Source organism: Anaerocolumna sp. AGMB13020 (assembly GCF_033100115.1).
Taxonomy (GTDB): domain Bacteria; phylum Bacillota; class Clostridia; order Lachnospirales; family Lachnospiraceae; genus Anaerocolumna.
In genome coordinates this window covers 2,305,691-2,329,887 of the sequence record NZ_CP136910.1, presented here as the reverse complement: position 1 = coordinate 2,329,887, position 24,197 = coordinate 2,305,691, and the positions used below count along the sequence as shown (strand labels likewise).

Here is a 24,197-nt window from a genome sequence, read left to right as displayed (position 1 = left end):
TATAGAATTAACAGAGGAAGCAATACGAACTATATTGCTGAGATTTAAACATTTCTGAGAAAGAGTAGGTTTGGTATAGTTAAAAGCTATATCAAACCTACTTTTTTTTGTATTTTTCAATAAAGAGAAAGTATTTTATACTACTATTCAAGAGAAGTTCCTATATAAATTATTTTATTTTTATATCCTATAGGGGTATATAGTGCTCCTGATATTTAATGTATAAGAACCAGACATAAGCACCAGGAATAAGAACCAGGAATAAGAACCAGGAATAAGAACCAGGAGGAATAAGTGCCAGGAATAAGGCCAGGAATAAGTGCCAGGAATAAGTGCCAGGAATAAGTGCCAGGAATAAGAACCAGGATAAGCACCAAGTATAAGACCAGTTAAAAATACAGGCCTTAAACTTAAAACTTTATATTTAAGACAATTAAGCGTTTGATATCCGGAAGAGGGGAAAAGTAAATCCAATTATATACACTCAGCCAAGTGACTATGTAATAAAAAAGAAGGAGAATAGTATGGGAAAGAATGCACCTTTTAAATTTGATATTGTAGGAAGTTTTTTAAGACCTGAGGATTTGAAACAGGCAAGAAGTGAGTATGTAAAAGGAAAGATAGACAGTGAGGCATTGAAAGCAGTGGAGGATAAGGCTATCAAGGCATTAATCGAGAAGCAGAAGGAGATTGGCCTTCCCGTTATAACTGACGGTGAATTTCGAAGAAGTTCCTGGCACTTGGATTTTATGTGGGCATTTAACGGTGTAGGGCATGAAAAGACCAAAGAGGGTATTCCTTTTCATGGAGAACCAGCTTTAATCGATGATACTTTCCTTACCGGAAAGATATCCGTAGATAATCATCCCTTTGTAGAGCACTTTAAATTCGTGAAGCTCTTTGAAGATGAGAATACGGTAGCCCGGCAGACAATACCGTCACCGGCACAGTTTCTCTTCCAGATGATTATTCGGGGGAATATTGATAGTACCAAAGCTATTTATCCCAAGGAAGAAGACCTGCTTCAGGATATTGCAGCAGGCTATAAAAAGGTAATCAGAGAGCTGTATGAAGCAGGCTGCAGAAATATTCAGTTTGATGACTGCACCTGGGGAGTATGCGTGGATCCCAATGCCAGCTTTATTTTAGGCACGGATGAGGCGGGATTACAGCAGTTTATTGATAAATTAATCCGTATCAATAACCTAGCCATAGAAGATAAACCGGAAGACCTTGTGATTAACACCCATATTTGCCGCGGTAATTTCCATTCCACCTGGGCTTGCCAGGGGGGATATGACAGAGTGGCAAAAGACCTTTTTGCAAAAGAAAATGTAACCGGCTTTTATCTGGAATTTGATGATGAGCGTTCCGGGGATTTTGCACCACTTCAGTATGTCAGTGAGGATAAAACGGTTGTACTGGGGCTGATTACGACAAAATCTCCGGTATTGGAGAAGAAAGAGGATATTATTAAACGAATCAGAGAGGCAGAGAAGTATGTTCCCATAGAACGCTTATGCCTGAGTCCTCAGTGTGGATTTGCTTCCACAGAAGAAGGGAATAAAATAACGGAAGAAGAGCAGTGGGCTAAATTGAAATTAGTTGGGGAAATTGCAAGGGAGGTGTGGGGATAGGATAATTCCCCTGTATCGCCAATCTTACTCATGCCGGTATGGGGTTAAGTAAAAATTCATATATCGGAAAGAGAAACATTGGGTGAAGATTCCTCTAATTCAGCAATACATCCTGGAGTCAGGAGGCCTTCCAAATAGGGAGTAACATCAATTATCAGCTCTGGAAGAGGAGATTAAACCAAGTAAATATATAACTGGTAAAACATACGGGTTATTGTGAGCGGATTAAAAAAATCAGCTTACAGTAACCTTTTTAGTATCTATTATTTAAAATTATATTTGTATTTCCAATATAGTTCCGTTAGTATGAGATATATATTTCAAGGTAAAATAACGGCTACATTAAAAGGGGTACAAGGATGGAGAAAAAACAAAAGCAGGAAGAATGCCCAGCTATGAAGAAGCAGGGGACGAAGACTTATAATATATATGAAGTAGCGGAGATGACTATGCTTTCTGACAGAACCATACGTAATTACATTCGCAGGGGACTTTTAAAGGGGAAGCTGGAAGGAGGAGCCTGGTGTTTTACAGAGGAGGAGTTAAGTGAATTCTTTACGGAGGACTATGTAAAACAGGCAGCTATTGGTAAAGCAGAAGGAATTGTTGCTCGGTTCCTGGAAGCGGATAGAAAAAATGAGGATTCACTGTGTACCATCTATGATATGAAAGTAAGAGAGGCACAGGAAGGTAAACGACTCTGCGAGAAGCTGCTCCTTGAAATCAATACAGAAGAAGACAGGCAGGTAACCTGTTCCTACCGATATGATGCAAAGAAAGAAACAGCAAGGATTATCTTATCAGGTGATGCAGATAACGTACTGAAGCTTCTGGAGATATTAAAAAGCAACAGACAATAATGTGTGTGCCTTGCTTTTTTGCAAACGGCCTCCCACAAAGTGGAACCTCCAGTCCGGCATAAGCAGTTTTCAGATACATCCTATGAAAAACCGGGAGATTTTCAAATTGAAGAGCCTCTTTTTTCTTTTTATAATTTAATTAACTGGAACAAGAAAGAATTTAATGATTTTATAGCTTTAGGTAAATTCTATTGATTCCAAAAAAAGGAGAGAAAAGGGAGGGCATTATAAATGAGACAGTTGTATGAAGAAGTGGAGGATATAATAAAATGCATAGATTTTAATATTTTGTGGAAAGGATTTCACCCCTATCCCTTTGCACTATATAACGGTGAAACAATCTGGCTGAAAAAGGAGGAAATTCCTTATCAACCAGAGTTCTGTGCAAATACCTGCATTCACTTTAGAAATGAACTGCTTGCCATCTGGGAGATAACAGAAGCGGAGGGAAGGGAGTTTGAGAAATTAGTATCTTTCCATGGTCCCATAGCAGATAATCTTGATTTAAACCTGAGAAAGCAGCTAAGAACTTTGGCAGTACCTATAGCCGCCGGGGTTGTCCATGAGATGTTTCATTGTTATCAGGAGGAGATGGGAGAAAGACGGTATCCTGATGATTTTAAGCTGCTTTCTTACCCCAGGGAGGAGCGAAATCTAAGGGTGAAGCTATATGAAAACCGGCTTCTGGCTGCTGCGATGAAAACGCAGGACATAAATACAAGAATGAATTTGCTGACATATTTTAAGGCATGCAGAAGGCTCAGGGAAGAACTGATAGGTGATGATATCTTTCAGGAATACCGGGTTGAGACTCTTGAGGGAGCAGCAGAATATGTCTCTCTTCTTGCATTGAAAGAGATGGGGGAAGAAAGATTATATTTACAGAGGCTTGAAGACTTTTTAACAGTATTAGAAGAGTGCTCCATAAAGCAGCTGGATATAAGAAGAATTTCTTATGTGACAGGAGCAGTTCTTTTATTGGTATTGTCACAAGCCAGAATACCATTGATTCCGGGAATTGGAGAAACAACAGATACCTTCTGGGAGCTGGCAGCAGTAGAATGTGGCATGAGTACAATAATTACAACAGAGGTCTGCACCAATGAAGTTAGAAAACTGATAGAAGAGTATAAAGAGCGTCAAAAAGAACAGATAAAAGCATTCTTTCAGGAAAATAGAAAGGAATACAAAATAGAAGGATGGATTTCAGGGTATGATCCAATGAATATGATAAAATCTGAACAATTTATATTATGTACGCATTTTATAGTGATAACGGCAGCAGAGAGTAAAAATCAACTGGTACTGAATGGCCCTGTAGTGGTACAATTAAAGGAAGACAAAGGAAGAGAAATTCGTGGTTATTATAAATAACAGAGAGTTAAGTGAACGAGAATTAAGTGAACTATAGTCAAGTAAGTAGACACGATTATTAGAAAAAACTTTCTGGAAACAGTTACTAAGCTTGATTCCAGAAGAGTTCCTCCTTTTCATTGGGTGTTAGCATTCCAAGAGAACTGTGTGGTCTTCTGGAGTGCATTCCATTCAAAGCTATTGAGAAAAGTAATGATAGAAAGTGCTGAAAAAATAAATGCTTTAGGACCTTAGAAATAAAAGTAGAGAATTTATAGAGAATTTTCCGGTATTATATCATTGGAGAAAAATGATAAAATTTTAAAAAAGGAATAGATTATGGCTTATAAAATATTGATTGTAGATGATGAAGAAGATATCCTGGAAATGTTAAAGTCTTATTTTGAATTAACGGGATATCTGGTATATACGGCAGATTGTGGTGGAGCAGCACTAGAGAAAATCTCGGCAGCTCCCGATATCATACTGCTGGATATCAATCTTCCCGACATGGATGGACTTACCCTCTGTCAGAAAATCAGGAGTCATATCAACGCACCCATTTTATTTCTCACAGCGAAAGTGACGGAGCAGGACAGAATCAACGGACTGCTGCTTGGAGGGGATGATTATATAACAAAACCCTTTAGCCTGGAGGAACTCCATGCCAGAGTGGTAGCTCATTTGCGTAGAGAAGGAAGAAGCAAGGGAACCGGTAAGATCAGGGTAGCCGGGGAATTGCTGATTGAATATGACACCAGAAAGGTATACTGGGGAGAAGCGGAAATCCTGCTGACAAAGACAGAATTTGATATTTTAGAGATATTAAGCCTTCACAAAGGCCGTATATACGATAAGGAAAGTATCTATGAAAAACTCTGGGGTTTTGACAAGGAGGGCAGCAGCAGTATAATTACAGAACATATAAGAAGGATAAGAACAAAACTGGGACAGTATTGTAAGACGGATATAATTGAGACCGTATGGGGAGTCGGCTACCGATGGATTATATAGAAGAACTCATAAAAAAAATAAAAAATTATCTTCAGAATGCCAATCTAAAGAAGTCACTGGGGTTTTATATTATAATTGCAATCATTTCCTGCGGACTCTGTTATCTGGCAACATATCTGTTCTGCGAGGGCTGGAAAAATGTGATTTTATCTGCGGAAGGGATTAAGGAGTATGCAATTATCTATAGGGACGATAAGAGTTATACCATAGATGCTTCTAAGATTTCAACAGCAGTTAATCAGAAATTGCTCTTATTTAATCTGATAGAGACCTTTTCCGTCTTTGTCTATGCCAGTATAGCCATATACCTGGTCAGCCATATGTATTATAAGAATAAACTTATGGAACCCCTTGCGATATTAAAGAAAGAGATGGAAGCAGTGGGACGAAATGATTTCAGTCTGGATTGCAGTTATCAAAGCAAGGATGAAATGGGTGAAATCTGTCAGGCATTTAATCAGATGCGTCTTCGCCTGATCGACAATCAGAAGAGCATCTGGAGGCTGGTACAGGACCAAAGGGAGTTAAATGCTGCTTTTGCACATGATATCAGGACGCCACTTACGGTTATGAAAGGTCATACGGAAATCCTGCGCAGGTTCCATCCAAACGGTGTGATAACAGAAGAAAAGCTGTTGGATACTTTAGCTTTAATAGATGCACAGGCAGACAGGCTGGAACAGTTTGCAGATACCATGAAAGAAATAAATACCTTTGAAGAACTGGAACTAAAGAGAAAAAAACAAACAAAAAAAGGATTATACATGGAGCTTGAGCAGCTGGTAAACGGTATGGTTCCTCCGGAAATTACGATTGATATTACCATAGAGCAGGACTTGGCAGAGGGCCATATTTATTGTGACAGCAGTGCCATACTGGAGGTTGCCGGCAATCTTATCAGCAATGCCTTGCGATATTCCAGTCATCTTATACGTATAAATCTGCAATTGGAACAGGAAATGCTGTATTTATATATAAAAGATGATGGCACCGGCTTTGATAAAAGGGCTCTTCAGAACGCAAAAAAACCATATTTTACAACGGAAAAAGGACATTTTGGACTGGGGCTTACCATCTGTAAACTCCTGTGCGAGAAGCATGGAGGAAGTCTTGCTTTAACCAATGGAATCCATGGAGGGGCGATATCCTGTGCAAGTTTTTTTACAGCGTAGTGAAAGGATAGATATTTACAGTCTAGTATAAAATCATCCCGGTCAGGGGTGATTTTTTTTGACAATAGTTAACAGCTATTGTTAAGAATAACTCCTGGCAGAATCGCAGCCGGGCATAAAACAAACCCTGCAAAATACAGGTAAGAGAGGTTATTATGAGTCAGGAGATTATCTTAAAAAATGTCAGTAAGACCTACGGAAAGAAGAAAGCAGTAAACGACGTCAGCTTTACCATAAGCGAGGGAATGTTTGGACTGCTTGGACGAAACGGTGCCGGTAAAACAACTCTGATGAAAATACTTGCCACCATACATGAACCCACGGTTGGACAGGTACTGGTAAATGGAACGGACATTAAGGAAAGCAGGAAAATACGCAGCATGACAGGCTATCTTCCACAGGATTTTTCCATGTATGGGGGAATGAGTGCTTATGAAGCTATGGATTATCTTGGAACACTTTCTGGTATGAAAAAGGAGGAGAGAAAGGCAAAGATCCCGGTACTGCTAGAGAAGGTGAATCTATCTGCCAACCACAGGACAAAGGTAAGAGCCATGTCCGGTGGTATGCGCAGAAGGCTGGGGATTGCCCAGGCAATTCTTCATGATCCCAAGGTATTAATCGTAGATGAACCTACGGCAGGTTTGGATCCCGAAGAACGTGTACGTTTCCGGAATCTTCTTTGTGAAATAGCACAAGATAGGATTGTTATACTTTCAACCCATATTGTAGGGGATATTGAAGCAACTTGTGAAGATATTGCGGTATTGGATGAAGGCAGGCTTATATTTAAGGGGACAGTAAGGGAACTCTTAGAAATGGCAGAAGGGAAAGTATATACCGCAGAGATTTCCAGAATGGAGCTGGAGGAGTTAAAGGCCAGACATATCGTAACTGCCATTCTGTCAAAAGGAAGTAAAGCAGAAGTACGTTTTCTGGCAGAAGGAGGAGCTCCTTTTGAGAAAGCTCTTCCGGCAGAACCTAATGTGGAAGATGCCTACCTTTACCTGATGGGAAAGGAAGGAGGAAAGAACTTATGTGGTTAACGTTATTTCTAAAAGAGTGCCGGATGTGGTGCAAAAGTATCCTTTTCCTGGGCTATATCACAATGATCGTATTTTTTTATCTGACTCAAATGGGGTCCGTGGATATTCCTATAAAACCAGAACCCGGGCAGGAGAGCTATGGCTATCATTACAGTACGAAAGAGTCGGATATTATGCGTACTGCTACAGACAGTCTGATACAGGAATATTCTGAAGGGCATTATATCACCTATCCTATCGGATTTTACAAAGAGGTTCGCTTGGATGAGGAAAAAACAGCAAAAATGGAGATTCTCTTACAAAAACTAACGGGTATACCAGCGGAAGAGTTTAAGGCAATTATGGATAAGTATAGAGACTCTATGAATTTTGAAGGGAAAACTGGTATAGTCTATCTCGTAAAGGAACCTCCTGCAGAGTTAAAAGTAAGTGAAGGTATAACCTATAAGGATTTCCTGGATTATATGGCTCAGGCGGCGGATTTAATTGGAAAAGGAAGCTCTTACAGCAAGGATACGATAGTAAGCAATGCAAGAGTACCACTTACTTATGAAGAAGCCTTAAAGGAATATAATGATATGATAGATAAAGACCGTTTATCGGGGGCTTATGCCAGGTTGTTCTGTGATTATATGGGGATTCTGCTGGGTATATTTCCCGTGTTTTTTATCACAGCGAGAATTCTAAAAGATAAACATAGTAAAGTTGCAAATGTTCTTTATGGAAAGAGTATTTCCTCCATTACGATAATTTCAGCCAGATATACAGCTGTTTGTTTTATGTTATTTATACCTGTGCTGTTACTGTCTCTTATGCCTTTATCGCAGGCAATCTATGCAGGAAAAACAGCTGGCATTACGATAGATTATCTTGCGTTCCTAAAATACTGTACCGGATGGCTTTTGCCAAGTATACTGGTGGTCACAGCCTTGGGATATTTAATAGGGGAACTGACAGAACAGGTATTGCCCATTCTGGTGCAGGCAGTATGGTGGTTTGGCACCTTATTTGAAGGTACAAATAATCTGATTGGAGCTTTTGGATTCAAGCTTGTTCCACGTTTCAACAGCGTAGGAAATTATGAGATCTTCCAGAATAATCTGTCTCAGTTGATTCGGAATCGCTTATTATATACCTTATTAGCTCTTATACTTATGTTAGCGGTAATTTATCTTTATGACTGTAAGAGGAAAGGAATCTATGGAAGAAATGGAAAGATATCAAAAAATAGCTTACGTAAATCTAAAGCATAACCTAATAATTCCCTATGTCCTTGTGGTGCTTCTCTCTCTTTTGTCACCTCTGGTAATTGGACTGGATAATCTAAATGAGAATCAGACGGCGAAAGTCGTAGAAGTCTTTATCAGCCTCTTTGGCATTATTATGTTGATGAGTATATTCACACCGGACATAGACAGGGACATAAGAGATATCATATCCTCCAAAAAAGAATCCATGATCGTGAATCATGTACTTCGTAGTATGAGTGCCTTACTTCTGATAGCAGTAACTGGGGTATTATATTTAGGTTGGATGGCAATAGGAGGCTGTGATTTTACCTTCTCCCTCATGTTTTTTGTACTTATGGCAAACAGTCTGTTTCTTGGCGGACTTGGTGTATTCGTCTTTTCCTTAAGCAATCAGCCGGTTCTGGGTTATATGGTGCCGATTCTGTATTATGTAATGAACTTCGGATCAGGAAAAAAGTATCTGGGAGATTTTTATTTGTTTTCTGTAATGCAGTCTGGTTCTTATCAGGAAAAGTATCTTCTGCTGGCTGGAGGAATAGGGTTATTGGTATTATCCGTCATCTGGCGGGATGTTATATGGCAGAAATTCAGATAGTGAGCTTGTGGTAAAGTAAAATGAAACAGGATAAAAACAGATTTGCAGAAGCTGTGAATTAAAGGAGTAACACATTAGTTTAAGTTTCATGGCGGATGGGCAAACTCATTTGCCGGTCCTATATAAAATATTTAATTCCTAAGATTAAGATCCGAAGATAACATTGGTATATGTTCGGATTTTAATCTTTTTTAGTAGTAAACAAACTATAGAAATGGTAAAATAAAGAAATAAATTATTAGCAAAAGGCGAAAAACCTAGAGGGAGAGGCTGTAAAGATGATAGATATCATAAATAATTATGAGGAATTTAAGGACAACCTGTATAAGGCAGGTATGAGTGTCGGAGGGGGAAATAACGAGGGGGTATTTTCTCTCTGCGATTACTATGGTGAGAACATAATCTGGCATACGGAGGACATTGCTACAGACCCCTGGGAATGGAGAATGCGAGTGCTTCGTGAAGAAATGGATATAGCATATGGCAAGTTCTTCTTTAAGAAAAGCGGATTTATAACAAAAGAGTGGTATCCATATTTTTATGCAGTCAGAAGAGGTGACAGAGATCTTTATGAGGAATATGAAGCAGGAAATATCAGTCTGTTTGCAAAGAAAATATATGAGCTTATCACAGAATATAAAGAGCTGCCTATTCATCTGCTGAAGCAATACGGAGGTTTTTCATCAGAAGATAAAAGCAAATTTGACGCTGCAGTAACTGAATTGCAGATGAAATTCTATATAACCATGTGCGGCAGGGCAAGAAAAATATCAAGAGCAGGGGAAGAATATGGCTGGTCGGCAGGGGTGTTCTGCTTAACAGAGGATTTTTTCTCAGAGGATGTACTGGAAAAGGTTTCTGAAATTACAGCTGAGGCTGCCTATGATAAAATCTATCAAAGGATATTAACCTTAAATCCTGAGGCAATACCGAAGAAAGTCAGGAAATTTATATTAGGTTAAATCACATTTCAACAATTAGGGATAATACGATTAAACATAACTGATGAAAATTTTGGTATCAGTACTTAAAAAAGCAGCAGGATTTATCAATCGTTAGTAAGTAGAGTAAGCTATTATAAAGAAGGCAGCAATTCACCAGTAATAATATTGTGAGGTTATATGAATTACCAGGAACATCTGCAGAAAGCAATTGAATATATCGAGGAAAATCTTACGCAGGAACTTGATATTGCAGCTTGTGCGAAAGTCTGCGGTTATTCAGAATACCATTTTCTGCGTATTTTCAAGGAAACTGTAAAAATATCTCCAAGTGATTATATCAGGAAAAGGAGGTTGACGGAGTGTGCAAAGAAAATCCTTGAAAAAACATCTTATCTGTCAGACATCGGGTATTATTACGGGTTTAATTCCCCGGAGAATTTTATAAGGGCTTTCAAAACAGAACATGGAATAGTACCGGGAGATTTAAAAAAGGTGAGGAACAGTCTGAAACTTTATGAGAAGATAAGCTTTGAAGTACCCGCCTTTCAACTAATACCGGAAGTACTTTATAGAAAAGAAAAGCTTCTAGTCGTATATCCCAGTGATGAGAAGTACCCTCCTAAATTCTGGAACAAGTATAATTGCCAAAAGATGTCTAAAAAGCTTTCAGGTGGTATCACCTGTGAAGATTACGGAGTCAGTATATGGAACGGAACTCTTAACTACTACATAGGGATTTTGAAGGAACAGGCAAAAGGGAACTTAAGCGGAACGGTAGAAATTATAATTCCTCAAGGCTTATATGCAGTCTTTACTACTCCGGTTTCAAGTCAGAACAACTTTGTTAATACGATTCATCGTACCTGGGAATTTATTAATACGGTATGGCTGCCTGTCAGCAGTTATGAGCGGCTCTCACAGCCAGAGTTCGAAGTATATACAGAAGACAGCAGAAGCTTTCGTGAAAAAATATTTATACCGATTCGTAGTAAAGAGAAGCAAACCTTAGAAATGATTGGAACACTATGAAGTTATTTTATCACTAAAATGCCAATATGGGCAGGAGAAGAGAGGTAGGTATGAAAAGTATCAATGTAAGCTTTGAAGGAATACAGGATAACACCGGTTATTTGTTTTCTTTCGCAAAATGCCTGGCAGCGGCTGTTAAGAACAGCCCCTATGAAGTCTTAGCAGAAGATATTGTGGCAACCAGCGGCTTCGCATTTAGAATGTGGATGGCACCAGATCTATGTCCCAGTGGAACCAGTATCTGGAGTTTTGACGACCAAAAACCCTGGGTTCAAAACGGCGGGTTGCACTGTAACTACACGGGAAGGTATTGGGGACAGGAGGATATCGAAGAAGAGAAGCAAAAAGAAGCATTAGCGCAGATAAAAGCTTCCATTAACCGAGGGATTCCTGCTATTTCCTGGGATACCGGAGTACCGGAATGGGGACTGATAACTGGATATGATGATGAAAGGCAACTTTTAGATACGCTTGCTATAACCGGAGCAAGAGAGAACATGGAGTACAAACTACTTGGAAAACGTGAGATTCCCATTCTGTCTGTCCTTACAATAGAAGGCAGAACAGACAAAGAGCAGAATCAAATCATACGAGATACGCTTCAAATAGCTTTAGATCACCTGGAGGGGAAAGAATGGTGTGATAATATCAAAGGAATAGAGGTCTATCCTACTTTTATCTCTTTTTTTGGCAAAGACTTTAACCCGGAGATAGCCTGGAATCTTGAATATTATCTGGGAACCTTTGGAGGTTTAAAATATTTTGCCTGGAAATTCTTCCAAAAGTACGGATTGGAAGCGTTAAGTGACTGTTATCAGAGGGTATATGAAACCTGGGATAAGGCTTTCCAGGTAAAGGCCCGGAAAGATTTAACGGAAAGACCAGTTCGAGAAGAAATCAGCGCTCTGTTGAAAACGGCCTGGGAAGAGGAAGAGAAGGGTATGGAGTTAATGAGGAAGTATTTAAAAATTAGAAGTACCCAGTAAAATACATACAAGAATATATGAAAAGGAAAGTTCTGCTGTAATATACTACACAGAGCTTTCCTTTCTTTCAGGTTTTCCTTGCATTGTTGAAATGAAAGAATAAAAATAGTTTTCTATTTTGTAACGAATACTAATTTTACGGGTCTAACTTATGCAACAACAGAAATGAGGTGATAAAGGGTGGAGAAAATAGACTTTGACCGTATATACAAACAGTACTTTAAACAGGTATATGCTTATGTGCTGGGGTTATGTGCCAATCCCACACTAGCAGAAGAGCTAACGCAGGAAACCTTCTATAAGGCACTTAAAAACATAGACAGGTTTAAAGGAGAGGCGAAAATCAGTACCTGGTTATGCCAGATTGCAAAGAACAGTTATTTTAATTATTGTAGGAAGCATAAGAAGGAGTCACAGTGGGACTATGACAAGGAGTATGAAAGCCCGGATTTATTTATACGGTTAGAGGATAAAGAAACGGTTTTGGAGATTCACAAGCATCTTCATAACATGGAGGAGCCTTATAAAGAGGTCTTTACGCTTCGGATATTCGGAGAGCTGTCTTTTCTTCAGATAGCAGAGATATTCCATAAGACCGAAAGTTGGGCAAGAGTCACTTTTTATCGCAGCAAGAAGATGATTAGAGCATTTATGGAGGAAAAAGATAATGGAAAAGACCTGTGATATTATAAAAGACTTACTGCCGTTATATCTGGACAATGTATGCAGTGATGACAGTAAAAGGGCTGTGGAGGAACATATTGCAACTTGTGAGGACTGCAGAAGGGAATTGGAAGCATATAAATCGGATATTTCAGCAGCAGACAGCGAAGGGGAAGAAGTCATCAAAAAGTTATCCAGCCACTGGAGAAAGACGAAAAGGACATCACTACTAACCGGTATACTGGTTATGGCTGTACTTATTGTTGCGGGTATATCCGCCCTACTCTATTCCTTTACCGAACGTCCGGTAAAACCTGCGGAAGTGGCAGTGGAGGAATTAAGTATACTAAAGAATACGAACATCTATTTTACACTGCGGGTTTCAGATAAGGTCAATGCAGACGGGATGAACTGGTTTGAGCAGAATGGAAATATATATATAACATTAAAGACAGATAAGGTACAGTTAAAAAAGAAAAAGGAATTACAAAGTTTTGAAGAGAATACGGCTAATTACAGCAGGTGGGAATTTAGTACTCGTATGAGTGGCATAAAGAACATCTATTTGTATGACAGCCTCGATAATTACGATAATGGAGAATATGAAAAAACTCTGATCTGGAGTAATGAGACAGAGCTAAAGGCAGCAGGAACAGAAGCTGAGACCTGGATTAAAACCTACTCCGCCTGGGGAAATGTAGAACCGGGGTTATTAGCAAAAAATCTCTATAAACATCGCAATCCTTATGTGGGAGATATGTCTGCCAACGGCAGGATTTTAAATGACCTTAAGGTTGCGAAGGTCCTTGGTAATTTTAAAAATGAATTGCAGACGAAAGCAGAGCCTTATGGCTATACCTTACTGTTTGAAGATACGGTAAATGAACAAGAAGTCGAGGAATTTGATGTTACTATGAAGTCTTATGCTTGTATTATGTTAGCCATGATTGACAACTTAAGTGAAGTAACGTGGAAATATACAGCGGAGACCGGAAAAGGTGAAAAGGAAATCATTCATTCAATTACAAAAGCAGAAGCCGGGAAGTTAGCTGGCTCAGACATCAAGAGCTTTTCTGATTCAGTGAGTGAAATACAAAGCCTTTTGTATATTCTTGGTATTGAAAAATAAGTAAATTATTATAAGCTCATAGAAACATTCGTTTCTTTACGATAAAAAGTTAAAGTGTTACTGTAAAATAGGAAAACTTGACAAAATATGGTAGATAAAATACTATATATGTGTAATAAGGCATAAAACAGATGTAACTTTATTGAGGGGTATAAAAGATAACAGCTATTTTTGCCTTATTACAAATATACACTATTTAGCATAAGTGATAATGACAAATATAAATAGAACTACCTTTGTTTGAAATAATTATAACATTGATAATTTGAGAAAGAAAGAAAAATAAGGGGACAGTTATGTCCCTGTTAAAAATGAGGTGAGGATTGAATGATGAATTATGAGCATTTTGGTACATTTTTAAAAGAACTCAGAGAGGCAAGAAATCTAACGAAAGAACAACTTGCATCTGGTGTGTGTACGCGAAAAGAGATTTATAGGATTGAAAAAGGAGAGTATCAACCGTCTTTGTATTTATTGAATAAATTGTCTATTAAGCTAAATGTTGACTTAAATGAATATTTCAAGATGTATTATACTGTTAAGACAGCGGATGGATTAATAGGAATACAGGAAATAAATGATGCAATAAATTTAGCAGATATTAATTGTTTGAAAGAAGTGATAAAAAAGTATGAAGATAATGATGATTTTAGACAAGGAGAGAATCTACAACATATATATTATGCTAAAGCAATTTGCGAAAGTGATATAGGAAATTATAAGGAATCCTTAGAATATTGTACGAAAGGTATTTTAATAGAAAATACATTATTTACAATTGATACCATATCAGAGTTTATGTATTCTAATGTAGGGCTTGCTATTATAAATTGCATCAGTATAAATTATTTAAAAATGAAAAAGAGTGAGGTTGCATATAAAATTTTATCAGACTTATTGTCTCTTATTGAAAAGTACTACATAAATGCACCGTATACAATGTATCAGGCAGGTCAGTTCTCAAAAAAAATGTATATAAATCTCCAGTACAATTTAAGTTGTATATTTCTATCAAACGATGAACTAGATAAAGCGGAGGAAATGATTGAGAATAGTATTGAGTATTCCATAAAAGAGAACAATCTAAAATGTTTGCCGAATCTAATTTATAATAAATTTAAGTTTCATTATAAAAAACGAAATTTTGAGGAAGCAGCAGAATACTTTGTACAGGCAAAAGGACTATTTAAACTTGTTAAGCAAATGAATACATGTATAGAAATTGATGAGTATGCAAGAGAAGAATATCCAGAAATATTAAGATTTTTAGATGATAGGAATGTTGTGGTAAGTTAAGACACCAGATAAGTACTATAGCTTATAATAAGAATAGAATGACCTAGATGTTATTGAAATAGAGAAACAGAAAGGTCATCTAACAGATAGTGAAAGTGTTAAGGTATTAAGTAGGGACTGTATTATCATTATCGGTATACCAGCAGATTTTGTTAATACAGTCTCTATTTATTAGCAGGTTTTATTTGTTTCTCATTTGGTTAATCCGGCATATCTTTCAAAGGAAGCAACCGGAAGTGGCGGCGAATAGAAATATCCTTGCGCGATTTCACAACCGGAACGATATAAAAATTCTGCCTGGCTGAAATTTTCAACCCCCTCTGCAACCACTTCTATACCAAGGCTTCTGGCAAGTGCTATGGTATATTCCAGAACGGTTTCTTCCTTACGGTTCTCCCCAGTCCCGTCAAGAAATGCCTTATCCATCTTAAGAATATCTAATGGAATGTCTTTCAGAAAATTCAAAGTTGAATATCCGGTACCGAAATCATCCAGAGAAAGTCGGAATCCTTTCTCTTTTAGCGTATACAGTTTACTTTGCAAATCCGTTTTGTAGTTAAAGAATGCTGATTCTGTTATTTCAAGCTCTATGTAGGTAGGAGGTACCTGATATTTCTCAGATATATACATGAGCTTGTCTACAAAGTCGGAATTGCTGAAATGGATACGGGATACATTAATCGATATTGGTATAACAGGATATTCTTCTTTCACCCATTTTGCAATCGTTTGAAAAGCTTTTTCCCAAATAAAATAGTCCAGTGAGATTATAAATCCGTTCTTCTCAAAAAGCTGTATAAACCTTTCCGGAGGAATGATACCTTTTTCCGGGTGATTCCAACGTGCTAAAGCTTCAGCTCCCACTACCTCCGTGGTAGGGATGGACATTTTAGGCTGCAGATACATTTCAAAATGATTGTTAGATAATGCGGAAATCATTTCATTCTCAATATCACTGTCTTCAAGAGTCCGTTTTCGTAAAGAATCCTCATAAAAAGCAAGAGTCTTCATAACATCATTTTTGATCGTCTTTTTCGTGAGAGTAGCACGTTCGCACAATACATTCATGGAAAGGTCTTTGCTCTCAACAAGACAGACACCGATAGAAAAGGAGATTTCCATTTTTAGAGGATACTCTTTCATCTGTTTTTTTAGAAATAAAGCAAAATCATAAATTTCGGATTCATTTCTATACTCTGTAAATACTGCGAAATTATCCGAATACAGCCGGCAATAAGCATAACAGCTGGATGTATTGGAGGATAGGACAGTGCCGATATATTTTAATACTCCGTCTCCCTCTTTGTTACCATATAAGTCATTAATAACGCTAAAACGTTTAATATCAAATACAATAACGGCAAATTTTTTGTCAGGGTTAGTTCTTCTTATACGTCTGGTTTTATATTCAAACCGACTAAAAGTAGGAATATTGACACCCATTAAAAGATCGTTTCCGTTTACTGTATAGGCAACCATTTCTTTACTGACTTCCTGGGCAGTGCCAAGGACTCTTGTTAACCGGCCATCTGCGTTAAAGTAGCATTTACGCTTACAACGCACCCACATCAGTTCATTGTTCTCAGTTCTTCTGCGGAATGTAATAGAGGTGGAAGCCTGGTCGGGGTTTGCTGTTCTTATAAATTCTTTGAATCTCAATAAATCACTGGGATGTATGTACTTTAATCCCAGAAGATGCTTAAAGGAATTCTTCTGGTTGTATAAGGATATCCCTGTTAACTCCATAAAATTTTCAGATACATAGAATGTATCTTCCTCGAAATTGATGTCAAAAATGACTAAGTTCGTCTGCTCAGCGATTACATCATACCGTTCACACATTTCTTCAAAATTGGTATCTGCAGATAACATGTTGATATTGCTGCCTCTTTTGTTCATTAAAATCCCTCGCTTTTCAAATCACATAGTAGATCAGCCTCTTTGTACATTTTTGATTTTATTTCGTAGGAAATAATTGCAACTGGCTGCCATACCTGTCAGGTTTAGGCCCTATAGCTTTGCGTCACTGCCTTTAGACAGTTATGCCTTTCTTTCGGGAAATAAATGGTGATATTAAGTTTATTATTCTTTCAGTAGGTTCTAATTATCTATGTATTTACTGTAATAATACATTCTGATTTATAAAAGTATATTTTTAGAGTAAGTGTCAAAAGGTTTGATAACTTTGTAAAATTATGCTATAATTTGAACAGAAAAATTAATTAGTTTCAATCACATAAATATTTCCGGGTTCGGCTAAAGTTGTTATTACACCTGAACCTCTGGATGGTGTGACTAAACCAGATACTGATATTAGAACAAGTAAAACTGCAGCAAAGTAACGTAATTTTGAAAATAATTTCATAAATTTACCCCCAGATGAAAATAATTTATTCTTTGGGTAAATTATACCATTGTGTTTTGGGCATATAAATGGACACTTATGTCCATCAAAAAAGGCGGATTAATATATGAGCTATGAGCATTTTGGCATATTCCTGAGAGAATTAAGGGAAGCACGAAACCTGACTAGAGAACAACTGGCAAAAGGCATCTGTACACCGAAGCAGATATACCGTATTGAGAAGGGAGAGTTCGAACCTTCGCTTTATTTATTAAATCAGTTATCCATTAAGTTTAACATGGATCTTAATGAATACTTTAAAATGCATTTCTCAACAAATACAGTTATTGGATATGAAGGAATTCAGGCTATAAATAGTGCAATGGCTTTAGGAGACATTGAATTAATTAAAAGTCTAGTAGAAAAGTATGAGAAGCATAAAGATTTTGGAAAAGGTGCGAACCTACAACATATATTGTATGGCAAGGCAATCTACGCCACTTCTGAAAAGAATTATACGACCTCATTAAATTATTGTCTTAAAGCAATTATGGTTGAAGATCCATCTTTTACATTAGATTCCATAAAAAAATATACCTATTCAAATGTTGGGCTTTCGATTATCAACTGTATGAGTACTAATTATATGTCTCTAAAAAGAGAAGATATTGCCAATAAAATATTGTTAGACTTATTATATGTTTTGGAAACTAATATATTACCAGCACCATACCCTATGTATCAGGCATCCCAGTTTGCTAAGAAATTTTATCAGAGTATATTAAACAATCTTAGTTATATTTCATTAAATAATGGAGATTTTATAAATGCAGAAAAATTTATAGAAAAAGGAATAGATTATTCTATTCAAGAAAACTATATGCGGTTTCTACCAGGTCTAATGTTTATGAAATTTAAACTTTTATATAAGTTAGGGCAGTATGACAAAGCAAAAGAATTTTACGATCAGACAATCTGTCTTTATAAAATAACAAAACAGTTTAAAGTACTGGAAGATCTGGAAAGCACGATAGCAGAAAACTATCCAGAAATCTTCAAGGATCATAAGTCCAATACAGAAGAGGAAACGTTATAAAAATAATATTGACGTGAAGAAAACGGGTTCCCATAAAGCACGAGAAATTACATCGTTTGTGCAAAGAGAACTTGGGGGAGAGGCACAAATGGTTACAGAGTTGGAGCAATTCTTAGAAGCATACATAGACAAGCTTGAGCTGTCAGGGGAAGAGCTAAGAGAAAAAGAAATGCCCTGGATTTCAGAGGAGCTATATTCCTTATATGAAAGAACGGGCAATCGTCTGGAATTTGAAGCAGTATATTTTGAACGCAGAAAATATCTTGCAGTATTTGGTATGCTTGCTGTAATCAAAAGAAGAGTAAAGGATATCAGGAAGCTGGAAGAGATTATGCTTGATATCTGCCTGGAGGAATGCTGGGCGCTACCGCCTCACGTGGACAGAATCAATAATCCTGTATGGAGAAAGACCATCGATTTATTTGCGGCAGAAACTGCGCAAGCCTTGTCAGAGATCATATACCTGTTAAAGGATGAAATAAACATAGCAGTTTATGAAAGTGTGAGAGATAATGTTTTAACCAGAGTGTTAACACCTTTCTATCGTAGTACTGCACCTTATAGCAGCTGGGAGCATGCGACCCATAACTGGTGTGCTGTCTGCAGTGGTTCGCTGGGCAGCGCCTCCTTTTATATGCTTAAAAATAAGCCGGAAGAATTAGAACCTGTAATAGCACGTATTACAGATTCCCTTGCGTATTACCTGAAAGGTTTTCCGGAGGACGGCACCTGTATGGAAGGGATCGGTTATTTCACATATGGAATGACCTACTTTACAACCTTTGCAGGGCAATTAGCGGAATATAGCAAGGGAAGGCTTAACCTGTTCAAGAATGATAAGGTCAGACGTATAGCTGAGTTTCAGCAGAAATGTTACTTTGAGGAAGGACTTTCCGTTAATTTCTCCGATAGCGACAGTCATACCAAATATAAAATGGGACTTACCTTGCAGCTTGCGCTGCAATATGAAACGGTTAACCTCCCGCCAATTTTACTTGCCGGGGATTATGACACAGACCCCTGCTTCAGGTGGGCAGCTATTTACAGAGACTACATTTGGACAAAAGAGTATATCGAAGCCCTTAAGGCAGGTGCGATAATAGAACGGAACCTGCACCTGAATGCGCAGGATACACTAAAGGATGCCCAGTGGAATGTCATGCGCAGTAAGAATAAAGCAGGCCTTGCTATTAAGGGGGGGCATAATGATGAACCCCATAATCATAATGATATAGGAAGCTTCCTCTACGTCTATAAGAAAGATATGTTCCTGGCGGAGCTGGGAGCTGGAGAATATACCAAGGATTATTTTGGAAACGGCAGATATGACATTCTGTGTAACAGTTCCTTAGGTCACAGTATTCCAATTATAAATGGCAAAGGGCAGTTAAGCGGCAGAGAACATGCCTGCACTTACTTTTATACAGATAAGGCGTTTGAAACTGTAATTAATCTGGAAAAGGCTTATGAAGAGAATAATATAAAAAGTATCAAAAGATCGGTGACTTTTAATCCAGAGGATGGTTCAGTGTGGCTGAGAGATGATTTTCAATGTACTGAGAGTACTACTTCAATCAGGGAAAACCTGATAACTGGTATTAAACCGGAAATAGAGAAAAACAATATCTTATTAAAGAAAGGCTCTTCCAACTGCAGGATTACAGTAGAGGATAAGGATGTAAGAATCGAAGTCAAAGCTGTACTGCACAGTGACCATGAAGGGGTACAGCAAGAAGTATATCTGGTACAGTGGGAATTGCCGCTCCTCAAGGAAATCTCCTCTGTCATAACCATAAATATAGAAGAAAAATAATATCATGTCATTTAAAGCATCAGCTCTCATTAATATGAGCGGATGCTTTTTTGCTTCAGGAGCAGAAAATTACATGGATTTTACTTGGAAAAGATTGTTAAATATTTATTAATTTCACAAAATATTACATTCCTGATGATAGAAGCATTTTCCATATTAAACGAATTACTTTCATAGAAATACGTCATAAAAAAAGTATTGGTAGGAAATTTTGTCGAAGTTGATTGTTAAAATATAAACAAATACACTAAAAAATTCATTAAAAATATTAAATTTTTAGGCAAAAAACAAATAATAGTTTTGCGTTGTTTATAAAACGGGTGTATAATTAGACAGAATCACGTAAAAAGTGATTGGAAAATAAGCAGATATTATAAAATCAGCCTATGCAGATAGCAGCCAAATGACGACTTGCAGTCTGAAGACTTCTTTTTATTATTACCGGCTTTATATCAATTGACGGCAAGGTGACGAATATGAACTTAATTACTACACTCATTTTATTTCCATTGGCAATAGCAATCCTCTCCTTTGTTATAAGACAGGATAAAATAAGAAATGCTATTGTAACTTTAGGGGCTGCAAGTATCGCCCTTCTAACCGTTCTGGTAACCGTGAGATATTTCGGAGACGGTATTACTTATTCTTATCATCAAGAAGAGGGAATTTCATACCTGATAATGTGTCTTGAGATTATAATCGCAGGTTATGTTCTTGTGAAGAGCATCAGGGACAAAAAGTACTTAGTGACTGTATTTGCGGCGATACAGACACCTTTGATCCTGTGGTTTGAATTATCCGCAGGACATCATATCCAGATAGTGAATCAGATTGTATATGATAAGCTGTCAGGTATCATGGTACTTATTATTGGTATCATTGGCAGCCTGATCTGTATCTATGCAGTGGGCTATATGAAGGATTACCACCATCACCATAAGGAATATGCAGAGAGAAAATCCTTTTTCCTGTCCATCCTGTTTTTATTTCTCTCCGCTATGTTCGGACTGGTGCTGAGTAACAATCTGACCTGGCTTTATTTCTGTTGGGAGGTTACTTCTCTTTGCTCTTTCCTGCTAATTGGATATACAAGAACAGAAGAGGCAAAGAGCAATTCCTATCGTGCGTTAACCATTAACCTTGGTGGCGGACTTGCTTTTGCCGTTGCCATCGTATTTATTGGATTACATTATGATACCCTTGAGTTATCAACGCTGATTTCTCTTGAACCTGAAGCCATAGCAATGGTGCCGGTCTTCCTGATGTCTGTGGCAGCTCTCACAAAATCTGCCCAGTTTCCCTTTTCCTCCTGGCTCCTTGGAGCTATGGTGGCACCTACACCTTCCTCCGCACTGCTGCATTCCGCGACTATGGTTAAGGCAGGCGTATATCTGATTATCAGACTTGCACCTATGCTTGGGGATTCACCGGTGGGGATTGCGGTAACGGGAATAGGTTGTGCTACCTTCCTGTTAAGCTCACTGGCAGCAGTTACTCAAAGCGATGGCAAGAAGATTCTTGCATATTCCACCGTTGCCAACCTGGGGCTGATTGTTATCTGCGCCAGTATCGGAAGTCAGGAAGCACTTTGGGCAGCCATCCTGCTGATTATCTTCCATGCTTCTGCAAAATCTTTGATGTTTTTGTGCGTGGGTTCCATCGAGCATCAGCTGGGCAGCCGTAATGTAGAGGATATGGGAGATCTGGCATTGGTATCCAGAAAACTGAATCTATTTATGTTTATTGGTATTGCAGGAATGTTCCTGGCACCTTTTGGTATGCTTATCTCTAAATGGGTGGCAATGAAAGCATTTATTGATTCCAGACATATACTGGCTGTTATAGTGATTGCTTACGGCAGCGCCATCACCCTGTTCTATTGGACGAAATGGATGGGTAAACTGGTGTCCGGTTCCAATCGGAAGCAGGAAAAGGAGCATTCGTTTTCCCTGTTTGAAGAACTGCCTATTATCATACATGTCATAATTGTTATCGTTTCCTGTTTTGCCTTTCCGCTTATCTCTGATTATGCGCTTGTTCCCTATTTGACAGAGCTTTTTGGTAAAGATGCGGTAATACCTATTGGTACAAGTGATGTCAACCTTATGATAATGATGCTTGCCATGCTGATTATCATTCCTATTAGTTTTATTCCTCTTTACAAAGGAGATAAAAGAAGAATTGTGCCTATTTATATGGCTGGGGAAAATACCGGAGATAATGAGACCTTCTATGGAGGTCTTGGCGAGAAAAGGAAAGCGGAGATGCGTAACTGGTATCTTTCTGAATATTTTGACAGTAAGAAAATGCTGTTCATCGGTAATATTATCGCAATACTTATACTGGTGCTCGGCGTAATACTTCTAATCGGGGGGCTTGCTCAATAATGCTGATACTTAAAATAATTGTAATCATTCTATTAACACCGATAGCAGGAGGACTGCTTACGGGCATGGACAGGGTAATTACTGCAAGAATGCAGGGAAGACAAGGTCCGCCTCTGCTTCAACCCTTTTATGATGTATTAAAGCTCATTCAGAAAGAAGCCATAGAAGTTAACCTGATGCACCGTTTTTATGTGTATCTGTCCCTGATCTTTGTAATACTGACCTCAGTAATACTTCTTCTGGGCGGGGATATACTGCTGGCGGTCTTTGCCCTTACCCTGGGTTCGGTACTGTTTATACTTGGCGGATATGCCTCCAACTCGCCTTACAGTCTGATAGGTTCGGAAAGAGAGCTTCTTCAGATGATGGCTTACGAGCCTATGGTACTGCTTACCGGAATCGGTTTCTATCTGGCAGATAAGAGCTTTTTCATTTCTGACATTATTAAAAACAATATACCAGCAATTGTATATCTGCCGGGAATGTTTATAGGTTTTGTATATATACTCACTTTTAAATTGCGCAAATCACCTTTTGATTTCAGTATGTCCCATCATGGGCATCAGGAAATCGTACAGGGAATCACCACAGAGTATTCCGGGAAAGATCTGGCAGTAATTGAAATTACACACTGGTATGAACAAATTATCGCTTTGGTATTCGTATTCCTGTTCTTTGCTACCAGCCATATTTCCAGTATTATTGTTGGCATTATTGTGTGCCTGCTGGTATATTTTCTGGAGATACTTATTGATAACGGCTTTGCCAGAATGAAATGGAATTTCGCTTTAAAGTCTGCCTGGCTGGTTACGGCTGTTTTGGGGTCTGTTAATTTAATGGTATTGTCATATTTCAGATAGTTGAACAGTGTTACGAGAGAATAACCGGTACTGCATTTCAGGGAGTTCCCATAATGCACCACCTGCCATTGAGCAGATGAGGTGTTGTCCCAGGCCGGCGAAGTATACTGCTAATTTGACCGCTATGTCTTGTTCTCTGACTTTTCTCAGTGAAATAGCAGGCACTTATAGCAAGAAGCTAACGGATTGCAGTACTGGAGAAGTAACTTAGTTGGTTTATAGAATAACAGAATTGACGTAAAAAGAGAGGTTCCTATGAATTTTATAAAAAAATCACCCTGGATATTACATTATGACGGTTCCAGCTGCAACGGCTGTGATATTGAAGTGTTAGCCTGTCTTACGCCCCTTTATGACGTAGAGCGATTTGGCATAATCAATACCGGAAATCCCAAACATGCGGATATCCTTTTGATAACTGGAAGTGTAAATGAACAGAATATACCCATTGTAAAACAGCTCTATGAGCAGATGCCTGAGCCCAAAGTTGTGGTAGCAGTGGGAATCTGTGCCACCTCTGGTGGAATCTTTGCTGAATGCTATAACATTGTCGGCGGTGTAGACAAAGTACTGCCCGTTGATGTATATGTACCGGGTTGTGCGGCCCGTCCGGAGTCTATTATTGACGGAGTAGTGAAAGCTCTTGCAATCCTTGATGAGAAGCAAAAGATTTTATCCGGGAAGAAGGCTCTTGCAAAGTAGTGTAGCATAATTCACTGACAG

The 24,197-nt window shown here is 38.1% G+C and carries 21 protein-coding genes and 1 riboswitch; of the genes, 19 read left to right on the top strand and 2 right to left on the bottom strand.

Annotation, left to right across the window (positions count from 1 at the left end):
- Nucleotides 1-524 precede the first annotated feature (524 nt).
- The 14 genes from R2R35_RS09255 to R2R35_RS09190 all read left to right on the top strand — a co-directional run bounded on the left by R2R35_RS09255 (nt 525) and on the right by R2R35_RS09190 (nt 14,974).
- A complete protein-coding gene (locus R2R35_RS09255; protein WP_317734228.1) occupies nt 525-1,637 on the top strand; it encodes a 5-methyltetrahydropteroyltriglutamate--homocysteine S-methyltransferase in 1,113 nt (370 codons plus the stop codon).
- Nucleotides 1,638-1,996: 359 nt separating this feature from the next.
- Nucleotides 1,997-2,497, top strand: a complete 501-nt coding sequence (locus tag R2R35_RS09250; protein WP_317734227.1) for a helix-turn-helix domain-containing protein — start codon at nt 1,997-1,999, stop codon at nt 2,495-2,497.
- A gap of 231 nt (nt 2,498-2,728) precedes the next feature.
- The gene (locus tag R2R35_RS09245) at nt 2,729-3,871 is read left to right on the top strand and encodes a hypothetical protein (protein ID WP_317734225.1); all 1,143 of its coding nucleotides are present in this window, start codon (nt 2,729-2,731) and stop codon (nt 3,869-3,871) included.
- A 318-nt stretch (nt 3,872-4,189) separates the two neighbouring features.
- Nucleotides 4,190-4,864 (top strand): response regulator transcription factor, encoded by a 675-nt coding sequence (locus R2R35_RS09240; RefSeq protein ID WP_317734224.1) that lies wholly within the window; start codon nt 4,190-4,192, stop codon nt 4,862-4,864.
- A complete protein-coding gene (locus R2R35_RS09235) occupies nt 4,852-6,036 on the top strand; it encodes a HAMP domain-containing sensor histidine kinase (protein ID WP_317734223.1) in 1,185 nt (394 codons plus the stop codon). Before R2R35_RS09240 ends, R2R35_RS09235 begins: the two co-directional genes overlap by 13 nt.
- Nucleotides 6,037-6,191: 155 nt before the next feature.
- Nucleotides 6,192-7,082: an ABC transporter ATP-binding protein gene (locus tag R2R35_RS09230; protein WP_317734222.1), complete on the top strand. Its 891-nt coding sequence runs from the start codon at nt 6,192-6,194 to the stop codon at nt 7,080-7,082.
- Complete coding sequence (locus tag R2R35_RS09225) at nt 7,073-8,335, top strand: ABC transporter permease (protein WP_317734221.1); 1,263 nt, start codon at nt 7,073-7,075, stop codon at nt 8,333-8,335. Before R2R35_RS09230 ends, R2R35_RS09225 begins: the two co-directional genes overlap by 10 nt.
- Nucleotides 8,283-8,927: a hypothetical protein gene (locus R2R35_RS09220; protein ID WP_317734219.1), complete on the top strand. Its 645-nt coding sequence runs from the start codon at nt 8,283-8,285 to the stop codon at nt 8,925-8,927. Before R2R35_RS09225 ends, R2R35_RS09220 begins: the two co-directional genes overlap by 53 nt.
- 278 nt (nt 8,928-9,205) lie before the next feature.
- Complete coding sequence (locus tag R2R35_RS09215) at nt 9,206-9,889, top strand: AlkZ-related protein (protein ID WP_317734217.1); 684 nt, start codon at nt 9,206-9,208, stop codon at nt 9,887-9,889.
- Nucleotides 9,890-10,048: 159 nt separating this feature from the next.
- On the top strand, nt 10,049-10,900 hold the full coding sequence (locus R2R35_RS09210; RefSeq protein WP_317734216.1) for an AraC family transcriptional regulator: 852 nt from the start codon (nt 10,049-10,051) through the stop codon (nt 10,898-10,900).
- A gap of 50 nt (nt 10,901-10,950) precedes the next feature.
- On the top strand, nt 10,951-11,886 hold the full coding sequence (locus tag R2R35_RS09205) for a hypothetical protein (RefSeq protein ID WP_317734214.1): 936 nt from the start codon (nt 10,951-10,953) through the stop codon (nt 11,884-11,886).
- A 180-nt stretch (nt 11,887-12,066) separates the two neighbouring features.
- Nucleotides 12,067-12,570, top strand: coding sequence for an RNA polymerase sigma factor (locus R2R35_RS09200; protein ID WP_317734213.1), 504 nt, complete (start codon nt 12,067-12,069; stop codon nt 12,568-12,570).
- Nucleotides 12,554-13,678, top strand: a complete 1,125-nt coding sequence (locus R2R35_RS09195; protein ID WP_317734212.1) for a DUF4825 domain-containing protein — start codon at nt 12,554-12,556, stop codon at nt 13,676-13,678. Before R2R35_RS09200 ends, R2R35_RS09195 begins: the two co-directional genes overlap by 17 nt.
- A gap of 327 nt (nt 13,679-14,005) precedes the next feature.
- Nucleotides 14,006-14,974 carry a helix-turn-helix transcriptional regulator gene (locus R2R35_RS09190; RefSeq protein WP_317734211.1) on the top strand — a complete coding sequence of 323 codons (969 nt, stop codon included), beginning with the start codon at nt 14,006-14,008 and terminating at the stop codon, nt 14,972-14,974.
- Nucleotides 14,975-15,166: 192 nt separating this feature from the next.
- Here the strand turns inward: R2R35_RS09190 and R2R35_RS09185 are convergent, their stop codons facing one another.
- The gene (locus tag R2R35_RS09185; protein WP_317734210.1) at nt 15,167-16,873 is read right to left on the bottom strand and encodes a bifunctional diguanylate cyclase/phosphodiesterase; all 1,707 of its coding nucleotides are present in this window, start codon (nt 16,871-16,873) and stop codon (nt 15,167-15,169) included.
- A gap of 74 nt (nt 16,874-16,947) precedes the next feature.
- Nucleotides 16,948-17,031: riboswitch (cyclic di-GMP riboswitch) on the bottom strand.
- 161 nt (nt 17,032-17,192) lie between these two features.
- Nucleotides 17,193-17,339: a hypothetical protein gene (locus tag R2R35_RS09180; protein ID WP_317734209.1), complete on the bottom strand. Its 147-nt coding sequence runs from the start codon at nt 17,337-17,339 to the stop codon at nt 17,193-17,195.
- A gap of 106 nt (nt 17,340-17,445) precedes the next feature.
- Here R2R35_RS09180 and R2R35_RS09175 point away from each other — a divergent pair, with 106 nt between their 5' ends.
- The 5 genes from R2R35_RS09175 to R2R35_RS09155 all read left to right on the top strand — a co-directional run bounded on the left by R2R35_RS09175 (nt 17,446) and on the right by R2R35_RS09155 (nt 24,176).
- Nucleotides 17,446-18,414 (top strand): helix-turn-helix domain-containing protein, encoded by a 969-nt coding sequence (locus tag R2R35_RS09175; protein WP_317734208.1) that lies wholly within the window; start codon nt 17,446-17,448, stop codon nt 18,412-18,414.
- An 88-nt stretch (nt 18,415-18,502) separates the two neighbouring features.
- On the top strand, nt 18,503-20,227 hold the full coding sequence (locus R2R35_RS09170) for a heparinase II/III family protein (RefSeq protein ID WP_317734207.1): 1,725 nt from the start codon (nt 18,503-18,505) through the stop codon (nt 20,225-20,227).
- A 476-nt stretch (nt 20,228-20,703) separates the two neighbouring features.
- Nucleotides 20,704-22,614, top strand: coding sequence for an NADH-quinone oxidoreductase subunit 5 family protein (locus R2R35_RS09165; RefSeq protein WP_317734206.1), 1,911 nt, complete (start codon nt 20,704-20,706; stop codon nt 22,612-22,614).
- A complete protein-coding gene (locus tag R2R35_RS09160) occupies nt 22,614-23,474 on the top strand; it encodes a respiratory chain complex I subunit 1 family protein (protein WP_317734205.1) in 861 nt (286 codons plus the stop codon). The genes R2R35_RS09165 and R2R35_RS09160 overlap by 1 nt, the downstream gene beginning before the upstream one ends.
- 255 nt (nt 23,475-23,729) lie before the next feature.
- Nucleotides 23,730-24,176, top strand: coding sequence for an NADH-quinone oxidoreductase subunit B family protein (locus R2R35_RS09155; RefSeq protein WP_317734204.1), 447 nt, complete (start codon nt 23,730-23,732; stop codon nt 24,174-24,176).
- Nucleotides 24,177-24,197 lie beyond the last annotated feature (21 nt).

What these genes read in the sequence shown, in the direction of transcription:
- R2R35_RS09155 (WP_317734204.1), top strand. Translation starts at nt 23,730, where the DNA reads ATGAATTTTATAAAAAAATCACCCTGGATATTACATTATGACGGTTCC.
- R2R35_RS09165 (WP_317734206.1), top strand. Translation starts at nt 20,704, where the DNA reads ATGAACTTAATTACTACACTCATTTTATTTCCATTGGCAATAGCAATC.
- R2R35_RS09185 (WP_317734210.1), bottom strand. Translation starts at nt 16,873, where the DNA reads ATGAACAAAAGAGGCAGCAATATCAACATGTTATCTGCAGATACCAAT.
- R2R35_RS09190 (WP_317734211.1), top strand. Translation starts at nt 14,006, where the DNA reads ATGATGAATTATGAGCATTTTGGTACATTTTTAAAAGAACTCAGAGAG.
- R2R35_RS09255 (WP_317734228.1), top strand. Translation starts at nt 525, where the DNA reads ATGGGAAAGAATGCACCTTTTAAATTTGATATTGTAGGAAGTTTTTTA.
- R2R35_RS09160 (WP_317734205.1), top strand. Translation starts at nt 22,614, where the DNA reads ATGCTGATACTTAAAATAATTGTAATCATTCTATTAACACCGATAGCA.
- R2R35_RS09215 (WP_317734217.1), top strand. Translation starts at nt 9,206, where the DNA reads ATGATAGATATCATAAATAATTATGAGGAATTTAAGGACAACCTGTAT.
- R2R35_RS09205 (WP_317734214.1), top strand. Translation starts at nt 10,951, where the DNA reads ATGAAAAGTATCAATGTAAGCTTTGAAGGAATACAGGATAACACCGGT.
- R2R35_RS09175 (WP_317734208.1), top strand. Translation starts at nt 17,446, where the DNA reads ATGAGCTATGAGCATTTTGGCATATTCCTGAGAGAATTAAGGGAAGCA.
- R2R35_RS09180 (WP_317734209.1), bottom strand. Translation starts at nt 17,339, where the DNA reads ATGAAATTATTTTCAAAATTACGTTACTTTGCTGCAGTTTTACTTGTT.
- R2R35_RS09235 (WP_317734223.1), top strand. Translation starts at nt 4,852, where the DNA reads ATGGATTATATAGAAGAACTCATAAAAAAAATAAAAAATTATCTTCAG.
- R2R35_RS09225 (WP_317734221.1), top strand. Translation starts at nt 7,073, where the DNA reads ATGTGGTTAACGTTATTTCTAAAAGAGTGCCGGATGTGGTGCAAAAGT.
- R2R35_RS09230 (WP_317734222.1), top strand. Translation starts at nt 6,192, where the DNA reads ATGAGTCAGGAGATTATCTTAAAAAATGTCAGTAAGACCTACGGAAAG.
- R2R35_RS09170 (WP_317734207.1), top strand. Translation starts at nt 18,503, where the DNA reads ATGGTTACAGAGTTGGAGCAATTCTTAGAAGCATACATAGACAAGCTT.
- R2R35_RS09245 (WP_317734225.1), top strand. Translation starts at nt 2,729, where the DNA reads ATGAGACAGTTGTATGAAGAAGTGGAGGATATAATAAAATGCATAGAT.
- R2R35_RS09220 (WP_317734219.1), top strand. Translation starts at nt 8,283, where the DNA reads ATGGAAGAAATGGAAAGATATCAAAAAATAGCTTACGTAAATCTAAAG.
- R2R35_RS09250 (WP_317734227.1), top strand. Translation starts at nt 1,997, where the DNA reads ATGGAGAAAAAACAAAAGCAGGAAGAATGCCCAGCTATGAAGAAGCAG.
- R2R35_RS09195 (WP_317734212.1), top strand. Translation starts at nt 12,554, where the DNA reads ATGGAAAAGACCTGTGATATTATAAAAGACTTACTGCCGTTATATCTG.
- R2R35_RS09210 (WP_317734216.1), top strand. Translation starts at nt 10,049, where the DNA reads ATGAATTACCAGGAACATCTGCAGAAAGCAATTGAATATATCGAGGAA.
- R2R35_RS09240 (WP_317734224.1), top strand. Translation starts at nt 4,190, where the DNA reads ATGGCTTATAAAATATTGATTGTAGATGATGAAGAAGATATCCTGGAA.